Here is a 17,309-nt window from a genome sequence, read left to right as displayed (position 1 = left end):
GCTCCCTCTAGCCGATCCGGGTTCGACGGGCAAATGCGGCCGCCCGCTTGCGCCGGAGCCGCGGAGCCCCTTCAATCGCTAGCAGAACACGTCACGCGAAAAGACGACGGGGAACGCCCACATGCCCATCTACTATCCCGACATCCTCGACCAGGGGACCAGGCCGCGCACGTTCAGCTACGGCGACAAGGACGTGATGCTCTACGCCCTGGGCGTGGGCCTGGGGGCCGACCCCATGAACGAGACCGAGCTGGCCTTCGTTTACGAGAAGAACCTCAAGGTCGTGCCGACCGCCGCCACGGTGCTGGCATCGGGCGCCGGCCGCGGCGAACCGCTGCCCACCAAGGACGGCCACCGCCCCAGCCAGCCGAACTACCTGATGCTCGTGCACGGCGAGCAGAAGGTGGAGCTGCACCGTCCGCTGCCGACGTCCGGGACCTTCACGACCGAGAGCCGCACCATCGGCGCGTTCGACAAGGGCAAGGACAAGGGCGCCGTACTGGTCAGCGAGACCGTCTGGCGCGACGAGAAGGGCGAGAAGGTCGCCACGCTGACGGGCTCCAGCTTCTGCCGGGCGGACGGCGGCTTCGGCGGGCCGGCGGACGGCGCGCCCGAGCCGCATCCTGTGCCCACGCGCGCGCCCGACAAGTCGGTGGACATCACCACGCGCGAGGACCAGGCGCTGCTCTACCGCCTGAACGGCGACCGCAACCCGCTGCACTCGGATCCGGAGAGCGCCAAGCGCTCGGGCTTCCCGCGCCCGATCCTGCATGGGCTGTGCACCTACGGCATCACCTGCCGCGCCGTGCTGCAGGAGGTGGTGGACTGGGACGCCGACCGTATCCAGAGCCATCAGGTCCGCTTCTCGGCGCCTGTTTTCCCCGGCGACACCATCACCGTCGACCTGTGGATCGATGGAAACGTGATCTCGTTCGAGGCGCGGGTTAAGGAGCGGAACGCCACCGTCATCAAGAACGGCAAGACGGTCCTTCGAAGCTAGACGAGCATCGCGTTGATCCGACACCTGCTGACCGCCGCGGCGGTCTTCGCCCTCTCCGCCTGCGCCTCGGCCTCCACGCCAGGCGCGCAGGCGTCCGACGCCTCGATGGGGCCGCGCCCGACGAAGCTGGCTGGCTATTTCGCAGCCAATCCGCTGGACGGGAAGACGATCCTGGGCCCGCCACCGGCGCCGGACTCGCCGCACGGCAAGGCGGATCGGGCGCTGTTCGAGGAGACGCGGAAGCTGGAAGGCAGTCCGCGCTGGAAGACCGCGATCCAGGACAATGACCTGTGGGGCGGCGGGGCGCTGAAGCGGTTCTCGTGCGCTCTCGGCGTCGACGTGAACGAGACGCAGACGCCGGTTACCTGGAAGATCCTGCACAAGATCGAGCTGGATGTGCGGACCGTGGGTACGCCGGCCAAGGACTTCTACGACCGCAAGCGTCCGCTGATCGGCAACGACGCGCCGCTGTGCGTGCCGCGCGAGGACTGGATGAAGACCAACGCGTCCTATCCATCGGGGCACTCGATGACGGCATGGTCCTGGGCGCTGGTGCTGACCGAGCTGTCTCCGGCGAAAGCCGACCCGCTGCTGACGCTGGGCCGTGAGTCCGGCGAGAGCCGGGTGATCTGCGGCGTGCACTTCATCTCGGACGTGGAGGCGGGGCGCAGCCTGGGCTCGGCCATGGTGGCGCGCCTGCATTCCGAGCCGGCGTTCCAGGCGGACATGGCGGCGGCGAAGCGCGAGATCGCCGTTGCGAAGGGTAAGCCGCTCGGGTGCGACGGCTAGGTCCGCCTAGCCACGAACACCACATGCCGCCGCAGCGGATGGCCCTCGACCAGCACGGGGTGGTCGAAGTCGCGGGCCGGATCGTGCGCCATGCCGATGCGGCGCATGACGGCCTGGGAGCGGACGTTGTTGTGCGCCGTGAAGGCGATCAGCTCGTCGCGGTCCAGGTTCGCGAACCCCCAGGCCAGGACGGCCGCCGCGCCCTCGGTGGCGAGACCGGTCCCTTGCGCCTCGGGCGTCAGCCGCCAGCCCAGCTCCACGCCGGGGGCCGGAGGCAGCTCGTCGCGCACGATCTGCAGGCCGATCATGCCGATCAACTTGCCGTCCGCCTTCCGCTCGGCCGCGAAGAAGCCGAAGCCGTGCTGAGCGATGTGGGCGTTCACCCGGGCGATGGTCGCGTCGGTCATCTCCGCCGTGATCGGCCCGCCCAGCCATTCGTTGACGCGCGGATCGGCGTTGATCGCGGCCATCGGCGCGCGATCCTCATCGCGGAACGCCCGCAGGATGAGGCGATCCGTCTCGATCATCAGGCGGGCCGCGGGCTGGCCAGCGCGCCGTAGAGGTCGGTCCGCCGGTCGCGGAAGAAGCCCCAGGCGGCGCGGTGGGTCTGCAGGAAGTCGCGGTCGAAGGTGGCAGTGATCACGCCCTCGTCGTCCCGGCCCAGGTCGCCCATCAGGTCGCCCCGGTGGTCGGCGATGAAGCTGGAGCCGTAGAAGCGCTGGCCGCCGTTGGGATAGCCCTCCCAGGGCTCGAAGCCCGTGCGGTTGGCGCCTACGACCGGGATCACGTTCGAGACCGCGTGGCCCTGCATGGCGCGTCGCCACGGCAGAGCGGTGTCCAGGCTGGGGTCGTGCGGCTCGGAGCCGATGGCGGTGGGGTAGAACAGCACCTCGGCGCCCATCAGCGCCATGGCGCGGGCTGCCTCGGGGTACCACTGGTCCCAGCAGATGCCGACGCCCACGCGGCCGAAGCGCGTGTCCCAGACCTTGAAGCCGGTGTCGCCTGGCCGGAAGTAGTACTTCTCCATGTAGCCAGGGCCGTCGGGGATGTGGCTCTTGCGGTAGACGCCCATCAGGCTGCCGTCCGCGTCGGCCATGACGAGGCTGTTGAAGTAGTGCGGGCCCTCGCGCTCGAAGATCGAGATCGGCAGGACGACGCCCAACTCGCCCGCCAGCGGCGCCAGGGCCTTCACGCACGGATGCTCGCGCCACGGGTAGGCGGTGGCGAACCAGCGCTCCTCCTGGGCCACGCAGAAGTAGGGCCCCTGGAAGAGCTCGGACGGCAGGATCACCTGGGCGCCCTTGGCGGCCGCCTCGCGGATGAAGCCCTCGGTCTTCTTGATGTTGGCCGCCAGGTCGTCGCCGTACGACGTCTGGATGGCGGCCACCGTAATCTCGCGCGACATCAGGCCGGCTCCTGCTGGGTGATGCAGTGGAAGGATCCGCCGCCGCTCAGGATGGCGTTGGAAGGCAGGCCGATCACCTCGCGGTCGCGAAACACCTCCTTCAGCGCACCCACGGCGAACTGGCCCGGCTGATCGGCATAGATCGGCACGATGACCGCCTTGTTGGCGATCAGGAAGTTCATGTGGCTGGCGGGGACCGGGCGGCCGTCGTCGCCGTCGATCCAGCCCGGGGAGGGGATGCGGACCACCTTCAGCTTGCGGCCCTCGGCGTCGGTCATCTCGGCCAGACGCCTGGCGGCGTCGTCGAAGGCGGGCGCGTTCGGGTCGCCCTTGCCCCAGGCCACGGGGATCGCGACGGTCGCCGGCGCGACGAAGCGGGCCAGGTTGTCCACGTGGCCGTCGGTGTGGTCGTTGACCAGGCCCTCGCCCAGCCACAGCAGCTTCTTCGCACCCAGCGCCCTGCCGAGCGCCTCGGCGGCGATCTCTTCGGTCCAGCCGGGATTGCGGTTGCGGTTGAGCAGGCACTGGCCGGTGGTCAGCACCGTGCCCGCGCCGTCGTGGTCGACGGCGCCGCCTTCCAGGATGAAATCGCTCTGCACGAGCGGCGCGCCCGCGGCGGTGGCGATTTGCGTGGCGACGGTGTCGTCGTGCTCCAGCTCGTACTTGCCGCCCCAGCCGTTGAAACGAAAGGCGTGCGCCTTGCCCTGCGCGAAGATCGGGCCGGTGTCGCGCAGCCAGATGTCGCCGAACGCGCCCGGGACGATCTCGATGTTGGCCAGGCCGCCCAGCATGTCGCGGGCGGCGGCCTCGCCATCCGGATGGCCGGTCATCAGCTTGACCGTCTCGCCGCCGACGCCCGCGAGCGCGCGGGCCAGCGCGGCCACCTCGGCCTGAGCGGGCTCGAGGTTGTCTTCCCAAAGGTCGGCATGGCTGGGGAAGCCCAGCCACATCGCCTTGTGGGGCGCCCATTCCGCGGGAACGACAAAGCTCATCTGACGCTCAGACCTCCAAAAGCCGCGCGCAGATGGCCCCCGGGGCCCCCCACGTCAAGCATTCCCCAAAAGAGAAAGGGCGGCCGCATCGCTGCGGCCGCCCCGTTCCCACGTCCGTGTCCCGGACCTGCCTGTCCTAGTACTCGACGTGCAGGGTCAGGATGAAAGTGCGACGGTAGCCCGGCTGGCCCAGAGCCGTGCCGGTCAGGTTCGTCGTGATGTCGCCCAGGTAACGCTCGTCGAAGAGGTTCCGGACGTTGCCTTGCAGGTAGGTGTTCTTCAGGCCGAACTGGTCGAGCTTCACGCGCGCATCGAGGTCCCACAGCGTGTAGCCGTTGAACTTTTCGGTGTTGACCAGGTTCGTCCAGCGATCGCCGACGAACTTGCCCTGCACCCCAAGGCTCAGGACTTCCATCGGATCCCACTGGACCCGCACCGAGCCCTGGTGCTTCGGCGTCTCGTACATCTCCTTGCCCTTGGTCGCCAGGATGCCGGCCACCGCGTTGGGGATGTTATCCTTGATCTCGGAGTCGATGTACGAATACGAGCCGTAGACGCTCAGCTCCTCGGTCGGCTTGAAGCCGGCCTGGATGTCGAAGCCCTTGTAGTCCACGTCGCCGACGTTCTGCGAGAAGGCGACGCCCGACGGCTCGTCCAGAACCCGCTCGATGCGGTTCTTGAACTTCGTCATGTAGACGCCGGCTTGCATCATCAGGGTGCCGGTCTGGTAGCGCAGGCCCAGGTCGTAGGTGTTGGTGCGTTCCGGACCCGGGTCGACCAGGATCTGGTCGTACAGGTCGTCGGTGCGCGGCGCCGACAGGGTCTCGGCGTAGCTGCCGAACACCGTCCAGTCCTCGGTGATCTTGTAGCTGGCGCCGACGTTCGGCAGCACGTCGTCATACTTGCGCGTGAACGAGCGCGGCTGGCCGTAGCGCAGCGTGGCGCTGGAGTTCAGCGTCGCGGCCGGGAAGGTCACGAGCGGCTTGCCCGTGCCGTCGTTCGTGCCGGGGACCGGCGTGCCGACCTGGGTCGTGCAGTACGCGTTGAACGTGTTCTGCTGGTAGCAGTAGTTGTTCAGGTCGCGCTTGAAGAACGGGGCGCGCAGGCCGACGTTCAGCAGCAGCTTGTCTTCCAGGAACCGGCCCCGGTATTCGGCCGACACCTGGTTCAGCAGCGCCACCGAGTAGCGGTCGCGGCGACGCAGGTTGGTGCCGTCGGGCAGGGTGATCGCCTTGCCGTAGCCGTCCTTGCCGCCGAAGGGGTTGGCGGGCGTGCCGTCGGCGTCGACGTAGCCGATGTCACCGGTCTGGCGGTGCTTGGCGCGGTCGAAGGTGTAGGCGACGCGGACGCTCTGGTTGTCGGCGAACTTCCAGATCAGCGACGAGGTGACGCCGTAGCGGCGGGTGTTCGTCGTGTTCGGGCGGTACAGGTAGACGCGGTCCAGGATGTCGCCGTCGCCGTTCAGGTCGACGCCGGCCGCCGAGGAGTTGCCGCGGAGCTGCGGGTCGTTTTCCGCGAAGATCTGGGCGCCGCCGCCGTTGGCCAGCACGTACTGGAACGACGGGTCGACGGTGAGCGTCAGGGCGTCGGTCAGACGCCAGCTCGACAGACCGCGGATGTTGCCGGTGTTCGATGGGTTGATGCTGAAGTCGTAGTAGTTGCTCGGGCAGGTGAACGCGCCCGAGTTGTCGACCTGAGCCGAGCCCGCGGCCGGGGTCGGACGCAGGCAGGTGGTCGGCGCGACCATGCTGGTGTCCGGCGCGCCCGTGGTGGTGACGCCCTGGCGCTGGAAGGTGGCCAGGTTGATCCGGTTGATGAAGTTGTTGCGGTTTTCGTTGTAGTTGAAGATCAGGCTCGCTTGGCCGACCGTCCCGAAGTCCTGGTCGATGCGGGCGTTGAACTGCTTCTTCTGGATCTTGCCGGCCGGCTTCAGCGGCGAGTTATGCGGCTTGAACAGATCGTTGCGGGTGTAGAGGCCCGAGATCCAGGCGCGCGTGCCGAACGGACCGATCTCGCCGGTCTCGATGGTGCCGTAGTAGCGCTGGAAGTCGTCGGAGCCGAAGCCCACTTCGCCGCGGACGCCGAATTCCTTCGAGGCCTTGCGGGTGACGTAGTTGATCGTGCCGCCCGCGGCCGCCGCGGTGGGGCTGTCGACGTCGGTCGTGCCCAGGTTGACGGTCACGCGCTCGATCAGGTCGGATTCGAGCTGCTGGTTCGGGTAGATCGCGTAGTTGCCGCTGTCGTTCAGCGGAACGCCGTCCTGCAGCAGCGCGATGCGCTGGGAATCGACGCCGCGGATGGTGATGTCGCCGCCCGACGAGCCGAAGGCGTCGTTGTTGGTGAAGTTCACCGACGGCAGCAGGTTGATCGTGTCGAGGATCGTCTGACCCGGCGCCTGGCGCTCGATCAGTTCCGCCGTGATGGAGGCGCGCGCCTTGGGCTCGGTTTCGGCGACGATGGCGCCGCCCAGGTTGCGCGGGCCGGTGCTGCCCGTGACGACCAGTTCTTCGACGATCGCCGTACCGGTGGATTGCGCCAGCGCCTGGCCCGAAATCAACAGGCCGGTGGCAAGCGCCGTGGTCGCGCACAGCGCGCGGCTCAGTTTGCTATTCATAGAGTAGACCCCTTCCCACAGACTCGAACGAAAGGGCTCCCCTCAGGCGCCCTTGAGTCTTCGGGCCCCTATAACGCCAAAAATCCGGCCGTTGGTGACACTTATGCGACGCCGGTCCCGAGACTGTCACACTGAGGCAAATGCGCATCAGTCCATTTGCGATACCCTCGGAGCACACTAGGTTTCGCGGCCTTCGAGGAACGAAATGTCGCAAAGCCTTCCGCCGCAAGGGACTGCTCGTGATCTGCGCGCCGCCGTCCTGCTGACCGCGGGGCTCACTTTGGCGCGGCTGGTCGCCCTGTTCCGCACGCCGCTCGAACTCTATCCGGACGAGGCGCAGTACTGGCTTTGGTCGCGGACCCTCGACTTCGGTTACTATTCGAAACCTCCCGTGATCGCCTGGGCCATCTGGGCGACGACGGCGATCGGCGGCGACACCGAGGCCTGGGTGCGCCTCTCCGCCTGCCTCTTTCAGGCGGGCGCGACGATGATGGTGTTCCTGATCGGCCGGCGGCTCTACGGGGGGGCGACGGGTCTGGCGGCGGCCGCTCTCTACGCCCTGATGCCCGGCATCCAGCTCTCCGCACTGGTGGCGGCCACCGACGCGCCCCTGCTCTTCTTTCTGGGCGTCACCATCCTCGCCTATGTGATGCTGCTGGAGGCTGAAGGCCGCCACCGCGTCCTGCTCGCGGCCGGCCTCGGCGCGGCTCTGGGCCTGGCGTTCCTGTCGAAATACGCCGCGGTCTATTTCGTCATCGGTCTGGCGGTCCATCTGGCGTTGTCGAAGGCCGCGCGGTCGGCGTGGAGCCTTTCGGCCGCGGCGGCGGCGCTGGCGGCCTTCGCGGCGGTGCTGGCGCCCAACCTCGCCTGGAACGCCACGCACCATTTCGCCACCTTCCAGCACACCGCGTCCAACGCGGCCTGGAGCGGGGTGCAACTGTTCAATGTCGCCGAGATGGCCGCCTTCGTGGGCTCGCAATTCGGCGTGTTCGGACCGGTTCCGCTGGGCGCCCTGCTGGTGGGCCTGGTCCTGGCCGCCCGGCGGCGCAGCCTCGATCCGCGGGACCTGACGCTACTCTGCTTCACCCTGCCACCGCTGGTGATCGTGACTGCCCAGGCGTTCATCAGCCGCGCGAACGCCAACTGGTCGGGCGCGGGCTACCTCGCCGGCGCGGTGCTGGTCGCCGCCTGGCTGATGCGCTGGCGCGCCCGGCGCTGGCTTGTCGCGGCCCTTGCGATCCAGGGCGCCGTCGCCGCCTTCTTCCTGGCGGCGGTCATGTCGCCTGACCTGGCGGACAAGGTCGGCCTGGCCAACGGGCTGAAGCGGGCCCGTGGCTGGTCCCAGACGACGGACCTGATCCTGGACCGCGCGGCGCGGGAGAAGGGGCTGACGGCCATCGCGGTGAACAACCGCTTCCTGTTCTACGCGGTCAGCTACTACGGCCGCGACCGCCTGGCGTTCGGCTATCCGCCACTTGCGAGCTGGCTGCTCATGGAAGGACCGAGGAACCAGGCCGAGACCACGGCCCCGCTCACTGCTTCGATCGGCCGGCGGGTGCTGATGGTGTCGTACGAGGGCTGGCGCCGCTCAGAGATGCAGGCCGATTTCCGCGCCACCCAGGGCTTGGAGATCGGCTCGGTCTGGCTGGACCGGCGCCACAAGCGCCGTGTCGAGATGTTCATCGGCGAGGGTTTCGCCCCGCGGCCGCGGACGGCGCGGGACGAAGACCCTGGCGTCTGAGACCTAGCTCTTGCCCCAGATCACCTGGAGCACCCGGTCGCGGCCGCAGCCGATCCGGTAGCGCTCATAATGGCCGGGGTTCTTCTTGTAGAAGTCCTGGTGATAGGCCTCGGCGTTGTAGAACGGCGCCGCGTTGCGCGTGGTGACGGTTATCTTCGCGCCGAGCTGCTTCTCGTATTTCGCCTTGGCCGCGTCAGCGACCGCCCGCTCCTGGGCGTCGCCCGCGAAGATCGCGGTGCGGTAGGACGGACCCTTGTCGCAGACCTGGCCTGTCGGATCGGTCGGATCGATGTGATGGTAGAAGACGTCGACGAGCTGGGCGTAGCTGACCTTCGACGGGTCATAGGTGACCTTCACGGCCTCCAGGTAGCCCGAGTGGTTCTCATAGGTCGGGTTGGGCGACATACCGCCCGAATAGCCCGAGACCGCGGCGGTCACCCCCGGCGTGGCCTCGAAGAACTTCTCGACGGTCCAGAAGCAGCCGCCGGCGAAGACGGCCGTCTTGGTGGCCGCCGCCGGCGCGGCCGAGGCGAGAAGGGTCGCGGCCGCGGTGGTCGCGGCAAGGAGCAGGACTTTCATGGACTTCAGCATTCCTCACGTCTTGCCCGCCCGGCAAGCGCCTAATGGGCATTACGTGAGCACGGCTGTGGCGGCTTCAAGGCCCTTCCGCCACGAACGAAGCTACGCTGTCGTCTTCTCCGCCACCTGGAAAGCGGCGGCGGTCTTGGCCTTCACCTCGTCGAGCGTGACGCCGGGGGCCATCTCGAGCAGCGTGAGGGGCTTCTTGCCGCGGCTGACATCGAAGACGGCCAGATCGGTGATGACCAGGTCGACGACGCCCGCGCCGGTCAGCGGCAGGGTGCAGGCCTCGAGGAGCTTGGGCGCGCCGGTCTTCTCCGTGTGCTCCATGACCACGACCACGCGCTTGACGCCGGCGACGAGGTCCATGGCCCCGCCCATGCCCTTGACCATCTTGCCGGGCACCATCCAGTTGGCGAGGTCGCCGTTGGCGGCCACCTGCATCGCGCCCAAGATGCTGAGGTCGATGTGGCCGCCGCGGATCATCGCGAAGCTGTCGGCCGAGCTGAAATAGGACGACATCGGCAGGGCGGTGATCGTCTGCTTGCCGGCGTTGATCAGGTCCGCGTCCTCCTCGCCCTCGTAGGGGAAGGGGCCCATGCCCAGCATGCCGTTCTCGCTCTGCAGCGTCACATGCATGCCGGTGGGAATGTAGTTGGCGACCAGGGTCGGGATGCCGATCCCCAGGTTCACGTAGAAGCCGTCCCTAAGCTCCTGCGCCGCACGGGCGGCGATCTCGTCGCGGGTCCAACCCTTGGCGTCCTGGGCCATGTTACGCGATCTCCCGCTTGCGGACGGTGCGCTGCTCGATGCGCTTCTCCTGGGCGCCCTCGACGATGCGGTCGATGAAGATGCCCGGGGTGTGGATGTTGTTGGGGTCCAGCGCGCCGGTCTCGACGATCTCCTCGACCTCGGCCACGCAGACCTTGCCGGCGGTGGCCATCATCGGATTGAAGTTCCGGGCGGTCATCCGATAGATCAGGTTGCCTTCGTGATCGCCCTTCCAGGCCTTCACGATCGACAGGTCGGCGGTCAGGCCTCGCTCCATGACATAGAGCTCGCCGTCGAACTCGCGGACTTCCTTGCCCTCGGCCACCAGGGTGCCGACGCCGGTCTTGGTGAAGAAGGCCGGGATGCCGGCGCCGCCGGCGCGGATGCGTTCGGCGAGGGTGCCCTGCGGGTTGAATTCCAGCTCCAGCTTGCCCGACAGGTACAGCTCGGCGAACAGCTTGTTCTCCCCGACGTACGAGCTGATCATCTTGCGGATCTGGCCGCCGGCCAGCAGCACGCCCAGGCCGAAATCGTCGACGCCGCAGTTGTTCGAGACGACCGTCAGGTCCTTGCGCCCCGAGGCGCGGATGGCCGCGATCAGGTTCTCGGGAATGCCGCAGAGCCCGAAGCCCCCCGCCATGATCGTCATGCCGTCGAAGAGCCGACCCGCGAGCGCCTCGACCGCGTCCTTGGAAACCTTGTCCGCCATGCTCGCCAAATACGCTGCAAAACGGCGGCTGGGAACCGGGGCGAGAAAAATTCATCGATTGATGATTTGAAGGTCACACCCACGTGTCGGAGGCTAGAGTGGAGCTCCCATGCACGCCGATTCCTTCCTCATCCAGGCGCTGGTCTACCTGACGGCCGGCGTGGTCTCGGTGCCGATCGCCAAGCGGCTCGGCCTGGGCTCGGTCCTCGGCTACCTCATCGCGGGGGCGCTGGTGGGGCCGTTCGTGCTCGACCTCGTGGGCGAGGCGGGCGACGTGATGCGCTTCGCCGAGTTCGGCGTGGTGATCCTGCTGTTCCTGATCGGGCTGGAGGTTCGCCCGGCGCTGCTTTGGCAGATGCGCACCTCGATCTTCGGTTTGGGCATGGCGCAGATGCTCGCGACCGCCGCGCTGGTAGGCGCCGTCGCCCTCTTGCTGGGCGCCGGCTGGCGGGTCGCGGCGACCGCAGGCCTGATCCTGGCCATGTCCTCCACCGCCATCGTCCTGCAGAGCCTGGAGGAGAAGGGGCTGCGCCAAGGGCCGGTCGGGCAGGCGGCGTTCGGTGTGCTGCTGTTCCAGGATCTCGCGGTCATTCCGCTGTTCGCATTCCTGCCCCTGCTGGCGGTCGGCCACCAGGCGGGCGCGGCGCCGGCGGCCGGCCACGGCGGCGGCAACATCCTGCAGGGGCAGCCCGAATGGGTGGGGGTGCTGGCCACCTTCGCCGCCGTCGCCTTCGTCGTGGTGGGTGGGCGCTACCTCGTGCGGCCCATGTTCCGCTTCATCGCCGCCGCGCGGCTGCGCGAGATCTTCACGGCCTCGGCCCTGCTGCTGGTCGTGGCGGTGGCGGCGCTGATGGAGATGGTGGGCTTGTCGCCGGCGCTGGGCGCGTTCCTGGCCGGCGTGGTGCTGGCCGAGAGCGAGTTCCGCCGGGAACTGGAGACCGACATCGAGCCGTTCCGCGGTCTGCTGCTCGGCCTCTTCTTCATCACTGTGGGCGCTGGGCTGAACTTCGGGCTCGTCATGGCCCAGCCCGTGCTGGTGATCTCCCTGACCGTCGGGCTGATGGCCGCCAAGTTCCTCGCCATGTGGGCGGTGGGGATCGTGTTCCGGAAAGGTCGGCGCGACGCGGCTACCGTGGCGGTCTCACTGGCGCAGGGCGGGGAGTTCGCCTTCGTCCTGATCGGCTTCGTCCTCGCCGCGCGCGTCCTTACGGCGGAGCAGGCGTCGCTGATCACGGCGGTCGTCGCGCTGTCGATGGCGCTCACCCCCGTCGCCTTCGCCCTCTACGAGAATCTTTGGCTGAATCGGGCCTCGGGCCTGGCCGAGCCCGAGGACCTGCCATTCGACGATGGGGCGCCCGACGCCATCGTCGCCGGCTTTGGCCGCTTCGGACAGATCGCCACCCGTCTCCTGATTTCCAACGACTTCAAGGTGGTGCTGCTGGACAGCTCCATCGAGCAGATCGACACGATCCGTCGGTTCGGCTGGCAGGTGCACTACGGCGACGCCTCGCGCCTCGACCTGTTGCGCGCCGCCGGCGCCGACAAGGCCAAGCTCCTGCTGGTGGCCATCGACGACAAGGATAAGGCCATCGAGCTGGTGAAGGCCGCGACCGAGTACTTCCCGAACCTCACCATCATCGCCCGCGCCTTCGACCGGCGGCACGCCTACGAACTGGTGCGAGTGGGCGGCGACGAGATCGTGCGCGAGACCTTTGAGAGCGCCCTGCTCTTCGGCAAGAAAGCCCTCCTGCGTCTGGGGCTGTCCGAGCGGCGTGCGGCCAAGGCGGTCAGCCTGTTCCGCGACCACGACAAGGCGCTCTTCAAGCGCCTGGCCCCCACCTATGGCGAGGAAGAGCGCTACGCCATGGCCGTGCGCGACAGCCGCGAGACGATGGAGCAGCTCCTCGCCGCCGAGATGCGGCGGCTGCGCAAGGAAGAAGCCGAGGAGGCCGACAACGATACCGCGGAAGGGCGCCGGCTGGAGGCGAGCTGACGCGACCTTGCACCAAGGTGGCGACCGCGCTGCGCCGGGTGTAGAACGCCGGCATGAGCCAAGCCCTCGACCTCCAAGACAAAATCGAGCCCGTCTCGTTCGAGCTCTTCTCCAAGGACTTCAAGGCGTTCACGCAGCGCCTCGGTGACAGCTATGCGCGCTGGGGCTTCGCGGTGATCTCCGACCACGGCCTGCCGCAGGACAAGGTCGACGCCGCCATCGACCAGATGAAGCGGTTCTTCGCCCTCCCCGAAGAGACCAAGCTCAAGTACAAGCTGCCGCTCGCCGGCCAGCGCGGCTACACGCCGTTCGGCGTCGAGACCGCCAAGGGCCACACCCACTACGACCTGAAGGAATTCTGGCACGTGGGCCGCGACCTGCCGGCCGGCCATCCCTTCCGCGACCACATGGCCGACAACGTCTGGCCCGACGCCGAGCTGCCGGAATTCCGCGAAAAGGTGCAGTGGCTGTACAGCGCGCTGGACGCCATGGGGCTGAAGGTGCTGGAGGCGATCTCCACCTACCTCGGGCTGGACCGCCACTTCTTCGACGACAAGGTGGACGTCGGCAATTCGATCCTGCGCCTGCTGCATTATCCGCCGGTGCCCAAGGACGGCCCGCACATCCGCGCCGGCGCGCACGAGGACATCAACGTCATCACCCTGCTGCTTGGCGCCGAGGAGGCCGGGCTTGAGGTGAAGGATCACGACGGCCGCTGGATCGCGATCAACCCGCCGGCCGGCAGCCTCGTCTGCAACATCGGCGACATGCTGCAGCGCCTGGTGAACCACAAGCTGCCGTCCACGACGCACCGGGTGGTCAATCCGGCGCCCGAACGTCGCGGCTTCCCGCGCTACTCCACGCCGTTCTTCCTGCACTTCAACTCGGACTACCTGATCAAGACGCTGCCCAGCACGATCGACGCCCAGCACCCGGACCGCTACCCCGAGCCGATCACCGCCGACGGGTACCTCCAGGAGCGGCTCAAGGAGATCAAGCTGGCGTAGCCCGCGCCAAGCCTATCCTTCTCTCCTTGCGGGAGAAGGTGTCGGCCGCAGGCTGACGGATGAGGGGTTGTGCAGAACTGTCCGCGCGACCCTTCTTCGTTTCGGATCGAGAGGCCGGCGCGACCCCTCATCCGACCCGCTTCGCGGGCCACCTTCTCCCGCAAGGGGAGAAGGGCCACGCCGTTATCCTACCAACCGCACTGTTGCCCCTTGTTCTGCTTCACCAGCCACGCGTCCAGGGGCTTGAAGTAGTCGGCGACGGCGCTGGCGTCGGTGCGCGTCTCACCTGAGAACACCGCCAAGGTCTGCGGCCAAGGCTGCGACTGGCCCAGGGCCATCATCTTCTCGAATTTCTCGCCCACCGCCTTCTGGCCATAGACCGAGCAGCGGTGCAGCGGACCCTTCCAGCCGGCTTGCTGGCACGCGGCCCGGTGGAACTGGAACTGGTAGATGTGGGCCAGGAAGTAGCGGGTGTAGGGCGTGTTGCCGGGCACGTGGTACTTCGCGCCCGGGTCGAAGGCGTCGGCCGGCCGCTGGGCGGGCGGCATCAGGCCCTGGTACTTCAGGCGCAGCGCCCACCAGGCGTCGTTGTAGTGGTCCGGCGTCACCTCGCCCGAGAACACCTCCCAGCGCCAGCGGTCGACCAGCAGGCCGAACGGCAGGAAGGCGATCTTGTCGAGCGCCATCTTCAGCAGGAAGGGGATGTCCTCCTCGGCGCCCGGCACGGTGTCCAGCAGGCCGATCTGGTTGAGATAGGTCGGCGTCGAGGCCGAGAGCGCCGCGAAGTCGCCGATGGCCTCGTGGAATCCGTCGTTGGCCCCGTTGCGGAACAGGGTCGGCTGGGCCTGGTAGGCGCGCTGGTAGTAGTTGTGGCCCAGCTCGTGGTGGATGGTCTGGAAGTCCTCCGCATTCACCTTCGTGCACATCTTGATGCGGATGTCGTTCTTGTCGTCGATGTCCCAGGCCGAGGCGTGGCACACCACCTCGCGGTCGCGCGGACGGGTGATCAGCGACCGTTCCCAGAAGGTCTGCGGCAGGGGCGCGTACCCCAGCGACGAGTAGAAGCCCTCGCCCGTCTTCACCATCCGCACCGGGTCGTAGCCCTTGGCCTCCAGGAGCTTGTCCAGGCTGTAGCTGGAGTCGGCCGTCTTCGGCTGGACGATGTCGTAGATATTGCCCCACTGCTGGGCCCACATGTTGCCCAGCAGGTCGGCGCGGATCGGGCCAGTCTTGGGCTGAACCGCGTCGCCGTATTTCTCGTTGAGCTTGGCGCGCACGTAGCAGTGCAGGTTCTTGTAGAACGGTTCCACCTGCTTCCACAGCCGGTCGGTCTCGGCGGCGAAGGCATCGGGATCCATGTCGTAGTTGGAGCGCCAGAGGGCGCCGGTGTCCTTGAAGCCCAGGCTCTTGGCGCCTTCGTTCGAGAGGGCGGCGAAGCGGGCGTAGTCGGGCTTCATCACCGCGGCCGTCCCGTGCCAGCCTTCCCAGACGGCCTTCAGCTCGGCCGGGTCGCGGCTCTCGGCCAGCACGTCCTCCGCGTCGTTCAGGGTGATCGGCTTGCCCTTGTAGACGAACTTGCCCGACGAATAGGTGCTGTCGAGCTTGGTCACGAGGCCGGCCAGCTCTTCGGCCGCGCCGGGCCGGTTCGGCGCCGGCGACACCAGATAGAGCTTGAGCAGCTTCAGCTTGCGCGCGGTCACGGCGTCGACCGGCACGCCATTGAACTTCGCCGCCTCGACCGCCAGCCGGGTGACGAGCTCGTTCTGCTCGGCGTTGGCCTTGGCCTCCAGCCACTGGCTGTCTTCGGTGATGAAGTTGGCCCGCACCCAGGCGGCGCGGTTGGCGAATGCGTTGGCCTTGTCGAGCTGGGCTTCGGCGTTCTCGACGAACGCCTTGGCGTCGGCGGCGGTGGGCTTCGGTTGCGCGGACGCCGGCGCGGCGCACGCGATGACGGCCAGCGCACAGGCGGCCATGAGCTTCAGTTTCATGCGTAGGTCCTGGTCGTTTCCGGTGGCGGCTCGCGGCCGCCTCTGGTCCCGACACAAGCGAGGGTCGGCCCCCGGGTCAACCGGGGGACGACGAACCTAGTCCTCGAATTCTGCCAGATCCTCGGGCCCGGTCACGCTGACGTCGAGATCCGTCACGATGCCGGTCCCCAGGGTATAGACCCAGCCGTGCACGGTCAGCGGCTGGCCGCGGGCCCAGGCGTCCTGCACGAAGACGTCGGACGCCACGTTCTTCACCTGGCGGATGACGTTGAGTTCGACCAGGCGGTCCCACCTGGCTTTTTCGTCGGGCAGGGTTTCCAGCTCGCAGCGGTGGTCCTGGTGCACCTCGCGGATCGGGTGGAGCCAATGGTCGACCAGGCCGCGCCGCTGGCCGTCGACCGCCGCCGCGACGCCGCCGCAGCCATAGTGGCCAACGACGAGGATGTGCTTCACCTTCAGCACCTCGACCGCGAACTGCAGCACCGACAGGTAGTTGGCGTCCTGCGGGGGGGCGAGGTTGGCCACGTTGCGATGGACGAACAGCTCGCCGGGGTCGAGGCCCACGATCTCGTTGGCGGGCACGCGGCTGTCGGAGCAGCCGATCCATAGGTACTCGGGGGCCTGCTGGCCCTCGAGCCGCTTGAAGAAGCCAGGATCGACGGCGACCTTGCCGGCCGCCCAGGCCTTGTTCTTGGCTTTCAGGTCTTCGAGGGTCTTCGGCATCAGAGGGGCTTCGCGTCAGGCTGGTTGTTGGGGTGTGCGGCCTGGAAGGCCGGATGCTCGGCGGCGTGGTCGGCGACCGCGACCAGTTTCGGCCAGGGCGTGAGGTCGAGCTCGAAGCGTCGCGCCGAGTAGACCTGGGGCACGAGGCAGCAGTCCGCGATCGTCGGGCTATCGCGGAACGCATATCGGCCGCCATGGGTTTCGATCAGCGGCGCCAGCGCATCGAACCCGTCGCGGATCCAGGCCTGGATCCATTCCGTCTTCTGCACCTCGGCCGGCACGCCCAGCTCGGTCAGCTTGCGGCCCACGCGGGTGTTGTTCAGTGGGTGGATGTCGCAGGCGATGATCCCGGCCATCCGACGGACCACGGCGCGGTCCAGCGCGTCCCGCGGCAGGATCGGCGGTTCGGGCCGCGTCTCCTCAAGCCACTCCAGGATCGCCAGGCTCTGCGCGAGGATCGTCCCGTCGCCCAGCTCCAGCGCCGGCGTTAGGCCCTGCGGGTTCACCGACTTGTATTCGGGCTCGCGCTGCTGGCCGGCGAGGAGGTCGATGGGGTGGTAATCGTAGGCGCAGCCCTTGAGGTTCAGGCCGATGCGCACCCGGTAGGGCGCGGTCGCCCGCCAGGCGGAATGCAGCGTCCAGCCCATCAGGCCACCGTGAAGGCCAGTTTGCCCACCCCTTCGACCTGGCCTTCGACGCGGTCGCCCTTCACCAGCGGACCGACGCCCTCGGGGGTGCCCGTGTAGATCAGGTCGCCGGGAGCGAGCGCCCACAGCTTGGAGGCCTCGGCGACGATTTCGGCCACGTTCCAGATCATGTCCGCGACGGTGGCGTCCTGCTTCACCGTTCCGTTCACCGAGATGGCGATGCGACCTTGCGGCGGCGCGCCGGTCCAGCGGCGGATGGCCGAGATCGGCGCACTGTCGTCGAAGCCCTTGGAGCTGTCCCAGGGCTGGCCCTTGTCCTTGGCGGCGTTCTGCAGGTCGCGGCGGGTCAGG

16 protein-coding genes are annotated in these 17,309 nt (G+C 68.0%); 5 read left to right on the top strand and 11 right to left on the bottom strand.

Features of this window, described 5'->3' with window-relative positions:
* The first annotated feature begins 121 nt into the window (after positions 1 to 121).
* Together Q0L11_RS08535 and Q0L11_RS08530 are read left to right on the top strand one after the other, a co-directional pair.
* Entirely contained in the window at positions 122 to 1,000 is an 879-nt protein-coding gene (locus tag Q0L11_RS08535; protein WP_296596672.1) for a MaoC/PaaZ C-terminal domain-containing protein, read from the top strand.
* Between the two features lie 12 nt (positions 1,001 to 1,012).
* A complete protein-coding gene (locus Q0L11_RS08530) occupies positions 1,013 to 1,789 on the top strand; it encodes a phosphatase PAP2 family protein (protein WP_296596671.1) in 777 nt (258 codons plus the stop codon).
* Here Q0L11_RS08530 and Q0L11_RS08525 read toward each other — a convergent pair.
* The 4 genes from Q0L11_RS08525 to Q0L11_RS08510 all read right to left on the bottom strand — a co-directional run bounded on the left by Q0L11_RS08525 (position 1,786) and on the right by Q0L11_RS08510 (position 6,800).
* Positions 1,786 to 2,316, bottom strand: coding sequence for a GNAT family N-acetyltransferase (locus Q0L11_RS08525; RefSeq protein ID WP_296596670.1), 531 nt, complete (start codon positions 2,314 to 2,316; stop codon positions 1,786 to 1,788). The two genes, Q0L11_RS08530 and Q0L11_RS08525, sit on opposite strands and share 4 nt — an antisense overlap.
* Complete coding sequence (gene aguB / locus Q0L11_RS08520) at positions 2,316 to 3,194, bottom strand: N-carbamoylputrescine amidase (protein WP_296596669.1); 879 nt, start codon at positions 3,192 to 3,194, stop codon at positions 2,316 to 2,318. The genes Q0L11_RS08525 and aguB overlap by 1 nt, the downstream gene beginning before the upstream one ends.
* Positions 3,194 to 4,186: an agmatine deiminase family protein gene (locus Q0L11_RS08515; protein WP_296596668.1), complete on the bottom strand. Its 993-nt coding sequence runs from the start codon at positions 4,184 to 4,186 to the stop codon at positions 3,194 to 3,196. Before Q0L11_RS08515 ends, aguB begins: the two co-directional genes overlap by 1 nt.
* A gap of 136 nt (positions 4,187 to 4,322) precedes the next feature.
* Positions 4,323 to 6,800 (bottom strand): TonB-dependent receptor, encoded by a 2,478-nt coding sequence (locus Q0L11_RS08510; protein WP_296596667.1) that lies wholly within the window; start codon positions 6,798 to 6,800, stop codon positions 4,323 to 4,325.
* A gap of 205 nt (positions 6,801 to 7,005) precedes the next feature.
* Here Q0L11_RS08510 and Q0L11_RS08505 point away from each other — a divergent pair, with 205 nt between their 5' ends.
* On the top strand, positions 7,006 to 8,541 hold the full coding sequence (locus tag Q0L11_RS08505) for a glycosyltransferase family 39 protein (RefSeq protein ID WP_296596666.1): 1,536 nt from the start codon (positions 7,006 to 7,008) through the stop codon (positions 8,539 to 8,541).
* A 3-nt stretch (positions 8,542 to 8,544) separates the two neighbouring features.
* Here Q0L11_RS08505 and msrA read toward each other — a convergent pair whose 3' ends face one another.
* The 3 genes from msrA to Q0L11_RS08490 all read right to left on the bottom strand — a co-directional run bounded on the left by msrA (position 8,545) and on the right by Q0L11_RS08490 (position 10,600).
* Positions 8,545 to 9,120 (bottom strand): peptide-methionine (S)-S-oxide reductase MsrA, encoded by a 576-nt coding sequence (gene msrA, locus Q0L11_RS08500; protein ID WP_296596665.1) that lies wholly within the window; start codon positions 9,118 to 9,120, stop codon positions 8,545 to 8,547.
* Between the two features lie 102 nt (positions 9,121 to 9,222).
* Positions 9,223 to 9,891 carry a CoA transferase subunit B gene (locus Q0L11_RS08495; RefSeq protein ID WP_296596663.1) on the bottom strand — a complete coding sequence of 223 codons (669 nt, stop codon included), beginning with the start codon at positions 9,889 to 9,891 and terminating at the stop codon, positions 9,223 to 9,225.
* Between the two features lies 1 nt (position 9,892).
* A complete protein-coding gene (locus Q0L11_RS08490) occupies positions 9,893 to 10,600 on the bottom strand; it encodes a CoA transferase subunit A (protein WP_296596662.1) in 708 nt (235 codons plus the stop codon).
* A 109-nt stretch (positions 10,601 to 10,709) separates the two neighbouring features.
* Between Q0L11_RS08490 and Q0L11_RS08485 the strand changes: the two genes are divergently transcribed.
* Together Q0L11_RS08485 and Q0L11_RS08480 are read left to right on the top strand one after the other, a co-directional pair.
* Positions 10,710 to 12,593: a monovalent cation:proton antiporter-2 (CPA2) family protein gene (locus tag Q0L11_RS08485; protein ID WP_296596661.1), complete on the top strand. Its 1,884-nt coding sequence runs from the start codon at positions 10,710 to 10,712 to the stop codon at positions 12,591 to 12,593.
* 53 nt (positions 12,594 to 12,646) lie between these two features.
* A complete protein-coding gene (locus Q0L11_RS08480) occupies positions 12,647 to 13,600 on the top strand; it encodes a 2-oxoglutarate and iron-dependent oxygenase domain-containing protein (RefSeq protein WP_296596660.1) in 954 nt (317 codons plus the stop codon).
* Between the two features lie 188 nt (positions 13,601 to 13,788).
* On the opposite strand, the gene Q0L11_RS08475 is transcribed toward Q0L11_RS08480, so the two are convergent.
* The 4 genes from Q0L11_RS08475 to Q0L11_RS08460 form a co-directional block, all read right to left on the bottom strand.
* Entirely contained in the window at positions 13,789 to 15,588 is a 1,800-nt protein-coding gene (locus tag Q0L11_RS08475) for a M2 family metallopeptidase (protein WP_296596659.1), read from the bottom strand.
* 96 nt (positions 15,589 to 15,684) lie between these two features.
* Positions 15,685 to 16,311, bottom strand: a complete 627-nt coding sequence (locus Q0L11_RS08470; RefSeq protein ID WP_296596657.1) for a carbonic anhydrase — start codon at positions 16,309 to 16,311, stop codon at positions 15,685 to 15,687.
* Positions 16,311 to 16,958, bottom strand: coding sequence for a maleylacetoacetate isomerase (gene maiA / locus Q0L11_RS08465; protein WP_296596656.1), 648 nt, complete (start codon positions 16,956 to 16,958; stop codon positions 16,311 to 16,313). Before maiA ends, Q0L11_RS08470 begins: the two co-directional genes overlap by 1 nt.
* The coding region (locus Q0L11_RS08460) for a fumarylacetoacetate hydrolase family protein (protein ID WP_296596654.1) at positions 16,958 to 17,309 on the bottom strand (352 nt) is incomplete at its 5' end. The genes maiA and Q0L11_RS08460, both read right to left, overlap by 1 nt.

Origin of the sequence: Phenylobacterium sp., from assembly GCF_024508875.1 — a bacterium.
GTDB lineage: Bacteria > Pseudomonadota > Alphaproteobacteria > Caulobacterales > Caulobacteraceae > Phenylobacterium.
Note: the sequence above shows the minus strand (reverse complement) of the source record. Positions and strands in the feature narration are given on the sequence as shown.